We start from the raw sequence: 6,637 nt of genomic DNA, 5'->3' as shown, positions 1-6,637 counted from the left end.
CCCGATCGGGGCCCTTTCCATGTCGTCATCACGCCTCGACCGCTGGCCTACTTTTACACCGCCACCGTGGCCGGATTTTGCTCCGCCGTTGACACTCGAACCGGGAACCCCCATCGTCACAGGTGTCAAGGCAACGATCGCGCGATCCGCACTGGCAGGGACGGCCAACATCAGTCTCGACGGCGCAAAGTCCGGTGCATCCCCGATCGTCGCGACGAGGGTCGGTGAGCTTCCCATCATCCCCGCCAAGGAGGGTGGGCTTCTTGGCGGGGGAGGGGATCCAGTCGCGCTCGTGGACAAGATCAGCCGGACAGTCGACTCCGTGTCGCGCAACCTCGATGCCGCCCAACAGCAGCGGGCCAGCGATCGGCTGGCGGCGCTCGCGGAGAGTTCCGCAGGCTGGGCAGACAAGGCTGGAGCGGCATCTGACGCGCTTACCGGCGCCCGCGGGCGTGTCGTGGCCCTGGGGGACGCCTTGCAGCGATCCGGCGAAAGCGCCGAACGGTTGGGGAGCGCTGTGGTAGAAAGCCGCGCAACCGTCCTCGCCAGGGCGAACCGTGCGTTGCTGAATGCCCGTGGCGGAGCCGTGCGTCTCACGGCTCGCGTCGAGGCTGTTCGACCCACGATCCGCAGCGCGACCGTGAAAGAGGCCCAACTGCGTGAAACCGTTCGTTCAGCAAGGAAGAAGGCAGGCGCTGTCAGAGATACGGCCGTTCGCCTCGATCAGGAAGGGCTGGGTGTGGGTGCACCGTCCCTCCCGACCTACAAGCCGGGGTCGCGGCAGTGATCGACCGCGACACGATAGGACAACTCTGGTCGGAGAGCGGGCTGGCAGGCGAGGAACCGACCGTCCCGGCGTGATCCTCGTCAACGGGTCCGGATCGCGCTACCCTCGCTCCAGGAGAACGAGATTGAGCGATGACGAGAAGAAGAGCCGGCGCCCAGGGAAGATGGGCAGACCGACGACCGAGGACGCGCTCCGACTGACTTCGCATATCCTCAAGAGCGCCCGCGAGCTGTTTTTCCAGCACGGTTTCGACGGCGCCAGTGCCGACATGATCGCCGAACAGGCGCGCATCTCCAAGCGAACCCTGTACGCGCGGTTCGGCAGCAAGGCTCGCGTGTTCGAGGCTGTCATCCTGGACGAGATCGATACGCAGCTGCGCGCGCTCGAACCCTCCGGCAGCGACGAACCCGACATTGCATCGCGCCTTCGCGTCATCGCCGATCGCCTGCTCGAGTGGCTCCTGACGCCTCGGATCGCCTCGATGGAACGCGTCGTCATTGCCCAAGCGGTGCGTTTTCCTGCGCTCGCGGCGAACATCCACGACTTCGGCTATCAGCGGGCTGTCCAATGGGTGGCCTCCATCCTCGCCCATGCCGATGCCAAGGGCGAGCTGTCGCTGGCGGACCCGGTGTTCGCTGCCGAGCAGTTCGTCACGCTCGTCGTCGTCGCGCCCATGCGCCGCGCGGCGCTCGGGCTGTCTCCTCCCGCGTACGACGATGCAGCTCGCGAACGTATCTTGCGCGTGATTGATCTGTTTCTCGACGGCTGCCGTCCGCGGCACGTCGACAAAGGGACCATGTGATGCTCGTCAACGACGACGAGCCTCAACTCGGTGAGCGCGCGCGCCTTGCCGAACTCATCCAGATCATGGGCCGCCACGGGCTGAACGGCTTGGCCGCTCGCCTGGGTCTGCTGCCAGGTCGCTCGGAGCAGCCGGCAGACGTCTGTACGCCCGAGCGGGTCGTCGCGCTGCTGCGGGACCTTGGACCTGTCGCGGTGAAGCTGGGGCAGGTGCTCGCGACCCGTGAAGACCTGCTAGGGCCGGAATGGGTGCGTGCGCTGGCAACGCTGCAGGATCGCGTGACACCGCTGCCGTTCGAGGCGCTGGAGCCGACGATCCTGGCCGCGCTCGGCTCCCCGATCGAGGACGTGTTTGCGAGCTTCGGCCGCGACCCGATCGCCGCGGCGTCGATCGCGCAGGTTCATGCCGCCACCCTTCGCGACGGAACCGAAGTCGTAGTCAAGATACGCCGGCCGGGGATCGCGGAACGAGTCGATGCCGACCTTCGGCTGCTCCGCCGCATCGCGCGGCTTGCCGCGAGGCACTCGCCGGAGATACGGCGCCTCAAACCTGACGACCTGCTCCGGTTTTTCGCGGAGAGTCTGTCGCAGGAAATGGACCTCAGTGCCGAAGCGGCAGCCTGCGAGAGCATCGGGGCCTTCCTGCAGCCGCTCGGCGTCCGCACGCCCGCCTTCTACTGGGATCAGGTCGGGCGCCGGATCAACGTGCAGGAGCGGCTCAACGGCGTGCCAGTCCGCGAGATTATCGACGGGGCGCAGGAGGGGGGCGTGGAGGTCGCCGGCCGCTACGCGGATGCCGTGCTGCGGATGATCATCTTCAACGGCCGGTTCCACGCGGACCCCCATCCCGGCAACGTCTTTGTCCTTGCCGATCGCTCGCTCGCGTTCATCGACTTCGGCGCGGTCGGCGTGCTCAGCCCCGCCCGGAGGAACGAGGTCGTCACGCTCATCCTTGCGATCGCAAGCGAGGATACGCGGTCGGTCACGGACGTGCTGCTGCAATGGTCCGGCGAAACCGATGTCGATCGTCAGGCGCTGGCCCGCGACCTCGACGCGCTCACTGGGCGATTCCGCGGGGCGGTACTCCAGCAGATCGAGCTAGCCGACATCTTCGGCCGTGTATTCGCGCTGCTGCGAACCTACCGGCTGGCGCTGCCGCCCGATCTCGCCCTGCTGCTGCGCACCCTGTTGATCGCCGAAGGGTTCGTGCGACGGCTCGATCCCGGCTTCGACATCGCCGCGCGCGCCGCGCCGATCGCGCGCGAACTTCTGCGCGAGCGGATCGGCCCGGCCGGACTCAAGCGGGGCGGACGGCGGCTGGCGACAAGCCTTGGCCGGCTGGCCGCGGTATCCCCCGATTTGGTGACCTTCGCGGAGCGTGTCGCACGGTCGGGCGCGCTGCCGATCGAGTTGCACAAACGCGCAGTCTCACCCCCGGCCTCGCTCCGGCGCGCCGATCCCAACGTCCTGTCTGCCGGAATGCTGGTCGCCGGCGCGATCCTTCAGCGTGACCATGATGTTGTCGGCACGATATTGATGGCGTCAGCGGTATTGCCCGCAAGCTGGGCCTGGTTCGCGAGCAGGCGGAGGCGCTGACCTGCCATCGCCCGATGTGACGGATTCACGGTTTCTGCCTTCCGTCTAGCGCGCGCTGAGACCGCCCCTCGAGCTTCATCTGTGAACGACGGAACAATCCAGGGGGAGGGGGTGTTCTCTATAAGTAAACCGGCTGGTGTATAAACCGCACCCTGGTTAGATCGAACGAGGGCCTTGCGTGTGGAACAGCCGGACTACGAACAACATCCACTTGCCGAGGACTGGGCTGATTTCGGCGCTGCATTGAGCAACCTGATGCCCATGCTGGCAAGCTATGCACGATCGCTAGCCAGAAATCCTGATGCTGCACAGGATCTTGTTCAGGAAACCGTGCTGAAGGCGTGGCGCAGCCGCGCATCATTTGAAGCCGGTACGAACATGAAGGCGTGGACCTTCCGTATTCTTCGCAATTCGTTTCTGTCGCATGTACGTCGTCGACGCACGGTACAAGTGGGCGAGACTGCCGAACTCAACGACGTTCCGGTGGCGTCAAACCAGGAGTCGGTCGTGACGTTGAGCGATGTTCGCCGCCTGTGGCCACGCCTGACGCCCGAGCAGCAGCGGTGCATTCAATTCGTTGGAATCGAGGGCTTGAGCTACGAAGAAGCGGCCACGATCGAGCAGGTTCCTGTCGGCACAATCAAGAGCCGCGTGGTAAGGGGGCGGCAGATGCTGCGCGCACTCATGGATCACGCGAGCCGCGATGAGGCTTCCGGATCAGAACCTCAGATCATTGCGGACGATGCGATCTGTCAGGCCGAGCCGCCATCTATCGACGAGGTGCACACGAGACAGATCGAACTGCTGCAAAGCTGGCGGACGAAGCGCGCGGCCGATCGCTGTCTGGCAGCCTGAAGCGGTCGGCTCGCTCGATCCCAATGCGTACCCCAATCTTGGCACATTGGCCGGAGATCGTCGTGGAGTTGGCAATATCGAGCAAACAGTGGCCAGGCGCCTTGACCCGCAGCATCGAGAGCATCTTTCAACGAGCAGGGATGACCCGATAGCGCAGGAAGGCACCTGCGGGTTCAGCTTGGTGTGCAAGCGCCATTTCCTCCAAACTACCAAAATACGCCTGTGAAGCTGCTCGCCGGAAACGAGCCGCAGAAACGCATCATTCTCGGAGAACCACCGCCGCTTGGTTGGTGTCATAACCGAATGGATGCGCCAGGAATATCCACGGACGCTGTCGCCATGGAGGCAGCAGCAAGCCCCTTCACTTTCCATTACGCCGCTAAACGGTCGATCGTGCGTAGGATCGATCGTAAATCGAAAGGCTTGGGAATGAACGCCGCCCGCGTCGGCAGCTCGGACGGGTGCACCTTCACGATGCCGGACACCACCACCAGCAATGTCGGGGGATAGCGGTCGCGGACATAGTGGCCGAGCTTCATGCCATCCATCGATCCGGGCATGGCAACGTCGGTTAGCACGATCCAGATCGTGGCGTTCGCTTCCAGCAGCGCAATCGCCTGGTCGGCATTCTCGGCCTCGAAGCCGCGATCCTCGAAGAAGTCCACAAGGTCGTAGCGGATGAACGCCTCGTCCTCCATGATCAGGATGGCTCGCGCCCGCTCGGCTTGCTCGATGGTCATGCGCCGATCGCCTCGCCGGCACCTGCCAGCGGCGCTTCGATCCGGAACTCGGCGCTAGATACCGGGTAGCTCAACGTGGTATCGCCCCGGAAATAGCCACGTAGCGAGCGTTCGATCATGCGGGAGCCGAACCCCCGGCGGGTCGGCGCCGACACCGGCGGACCGCCCTGCTCCTGCCAGAGGAAGGAGAAGTGGGGGCCACCTTCCTCATCCCTCACTTGCCACTGGATCATCACCGTGCCCGTCTCGTTGCTCAACGCTCCATACTTGGTGGCGTTGGTCGCCAATTCATGCAGGGCCAAGGTCAACGCCAGAGCGGCTTGGGAGTTCAACCGGATGCGCGGGCCTTCCATCTTTATCCGGTCGCGTTGCCCGGCGACCGCCGTCAGGCCGGCATCCAGCACCTCGTGCAGCCCAGCCTCCTGCCATGACGATGCGGTCAGCACGTCGGTCGCACGCCCCAAGGAGGCGAGGCGGGAGCGAAGTCGGCCGATGCCTCCTCCGGCGAGGGCGCGTCGCGCATCGTCTGGCTGGCGATCGACTGCACCATTGTCAGGATGTTCTTGATGCGGTGCGCCAGCTCGCCATTGAGGAGCTGCTGCTGCTGGCGCACCTGCTCCAGGGCGGTGTGGTCGCGCGACACCGACAGGATGCGGGCGGTCTCCCCATCCAGCCCGGGAATGGGCGATACCGAGATGGACCAATGCTTGGCGGTGCCGAGGTAGGTATCGGCCGGCGCCTCGAAGTGCGTGGTTTCGCCCCGCTTGGCTGCCTCGATCGCCTCCTTCGCGTAGGCGGGTCCGCCTTCCTTGAGGAAGTTCGGTCAGGGGCATCCGGCGACGGCGTTGAAGTCGCTGACCTCCATCGTCTTCATGCCGCCTTCGCTCATGAAGGAGAGCGTGCCGTCCAGCTCCACGACCTTGATGCAGTCGGTCGAGGCGGCCAGCACGCTGCGCATGAACACCGCCGCTTCCTGCGCCTCGGCGGTCGCGGCGTCGCGCTCGCGCTTCGCCTTCACGCGCGCGGTGCTGTCGGAGGTGATGTTCATCAGGCCCGCGACCTCGCCTTCGTCGTCCCAGACGGGCGAGTAGGCGAAGTCGTACCACGTCTCCTCCGTGAACCCGTTGCGGGTCATGGTGAGCGGCTGATCCCGGAAGGCGACGCTTTCGCCCCGGAACACCCCCTCGATCAGCGGCTCCAGGTCAGGCCATAGTTCGGGCCATACCTCCGCGGTCGGGTAACCAAGCGCGTCGGGGTGCCGGCTGCCCAGGATGGGGGCATAACCGTCGTTGTAGAGCAGGATGCGCTCCGACCCCCAGATCAGGCACATGGGATGGAGCGAGGCAAGCATGGCATCGACCGAGATGCGAAGGGCCGCCGGCCAAGTGCTGCGCGGACCCAGGGGCGTGCGGTCCCATGCGAACGCCCGGGTGCGCTCGGCCATGTTCAACTCGGGCATGCTGATGGCGAGAGAGGCGTTCATTCGGGATGGCTCGTCCGGTGATCTCAACGGGCTAACCACTGCACGGCCTGCTTCCAGTTTAGGCGAACCCAAAACTTGAGGGAAGCGCCGGAACCAAATCATAGTTAAAGCGTGAACGCGCGCCGATGCATCCGTTCTTGTCCGCGATGCAGACAGAGCCAGGATATAGCGGAGTGTGAGGTAACGCATCCTCATTCAGAGGGATCGGGAACAAAGAAAGCCTCAGGAAAATTCCCTCGACTTTACATAATATATATTATCAGACTGGCGGATTGTAAGCGGGTGCATTCTAGATCGAAGTGCGAAAACCTAGCTTAAGTGAGGGTTCCACCCGGCGGAGGGTTGCGCATGGGCAGCTACACGCATCTGGATCTC

6 protein-coding genes and 1 pseudogene are annotated in these 6,637 nt (G+C 64.6%); 4 read left to right on the top strand and 3 right to left on the bottom strand.

The features are described 5' to 3' along the window. The 4 genes from J2Y58_RS20535 to J2Y58_RS20520 form a co-directional block, all read left to right on the top strand. The coding region (locus J2Y58_RS20535) for a hypothetical protein (protein ID WP_310107269.1) at window positions 1–787 on the top strand (787 nt) is incomplete at its 5' end. Window positions 788–911: 124 nt separating this feature from the next. Further along, window positions 912–1,589 carry a TetR/AcrR family transcriptional regulator gene (locus J2Y58_RS20530; protein WP_231023661.1) on the top strand — a complete coding sequence of 226 codons (678 nt, stop codon included), beginning with the start codon at window positions 912–914 and terminating at the stop codon, window positions 1,587–1,589. Beyond that, window positions 1,589–3,184, top strand: coding sequence for an AarF/ABC1/UbiB kinase family protein (locus J2Y58_RS20525; protein WP_085811333.1), 1,596 nt, complete (start codon window positions 1,589–1,591; stop codon window positions 3,182–3,184). The genes J2Y58_RS20530 and J2Y58_RS20525 overlap by 1 nt, the downstream gene beginning before the upstream one ends. A gap of 180 nt (window positions 3,185–3,364) precedes the next feature. Continuing rightward, window positions 3,365–4,039, top strand: a complete 675-nt coding sequence (locus tag J2Y58_RS20520; protein WP_231023664.1) for a sigma-70 family RNA polymerase sigma factor — start codon at window positions 3,365–3,367, stop codon at window positions 4,037–4,039. A 371-nt stretch (window positions 4,040–4,410) separates the two neighbouring features. Here the strand turns inward: J2Y58_RS20520 and J2Y58_RS20515 are convergent, their stop codons facing one another. The 3 genes and pseudogenes from J2Y58_RS20515 to J2Y58_RS20505 form a co-directional block, all read right to left on the bottom strand. After that, window positions 4,411–4,779 (bottom strand): response regulator, encoded by a 369-nt coding sequence (locus J2Y58_RS20515; RefSeq protein WP_066780660.1) that lies wholly within the window; start codon window positions 4,777–4,779, stop codon window positions 4,411–4,413. After that, window positions 4,776–5,302 (bottom strand): annotated as a pseudogene (locus J2Y58_RS20510) (HWE histidine kinase domain-containing protein). The gene J2Y58_RS20515 and the pseudogene J2Y58_RS20510 overlap by 4 nt, the downstream one beginning before the upstream one ends. A gap of 300 nt (window positions 5,303–5,602) precedes the next feature. Next, window positions 5,603–6,262 carry a PAS domain-containing protein gene (locus tag J2Y58_RS20505; protein ID WP_066780665.1) on the bottom strand — a complete coding sequence of 220 codons (660 nt, stop codon included), beginning with the start codon at window positions 6,260–6,262 and terminating at the stop codon, window positions 5,603–5,605. Window positions 6,263–6,637: the final 375 nt, after the last annotated feature.

It is taken from the genome of Sphingomonas sp. BE138 (assembly GCF_031456125.1).
In the GTDB taxonomy this organism is placed as follows: Bacteria; Pseudomonadota; Alphaproteobacteria; order Sphingomonadales; family Sphingomonadaceae; genus Sphingomonas.
The sequence above is the reverse complement of the archived record's forward strand: the minus strand, read 5'-3'. Positions and strand labels throughout refer to the sequence as shown.

Coding starts and splice junctions, on each gene's coding strand:
- J2Y58_RS20525 (WP_085811333.1), top strand. CDS start 1,589: ATGCTCGTCAACGACGACGAGCCTCAACTCGGTGAGCGCGCGCGCCTT.
- J2Y58_RS20515 (WP_066780660.1), bottom strand. CDS start 4,779: ATGACCATCGAGCAAGCCGAGCGGGCGCGAGCCATCCTGATCATGGAG.
- J2Y58_RS20505 (WP_066780665.1), bottom strand. CDS start 6,262: ATGAACGCCTCTCTCGCCATCAGCATGCCCGAGTTGAACATGGCCGAG.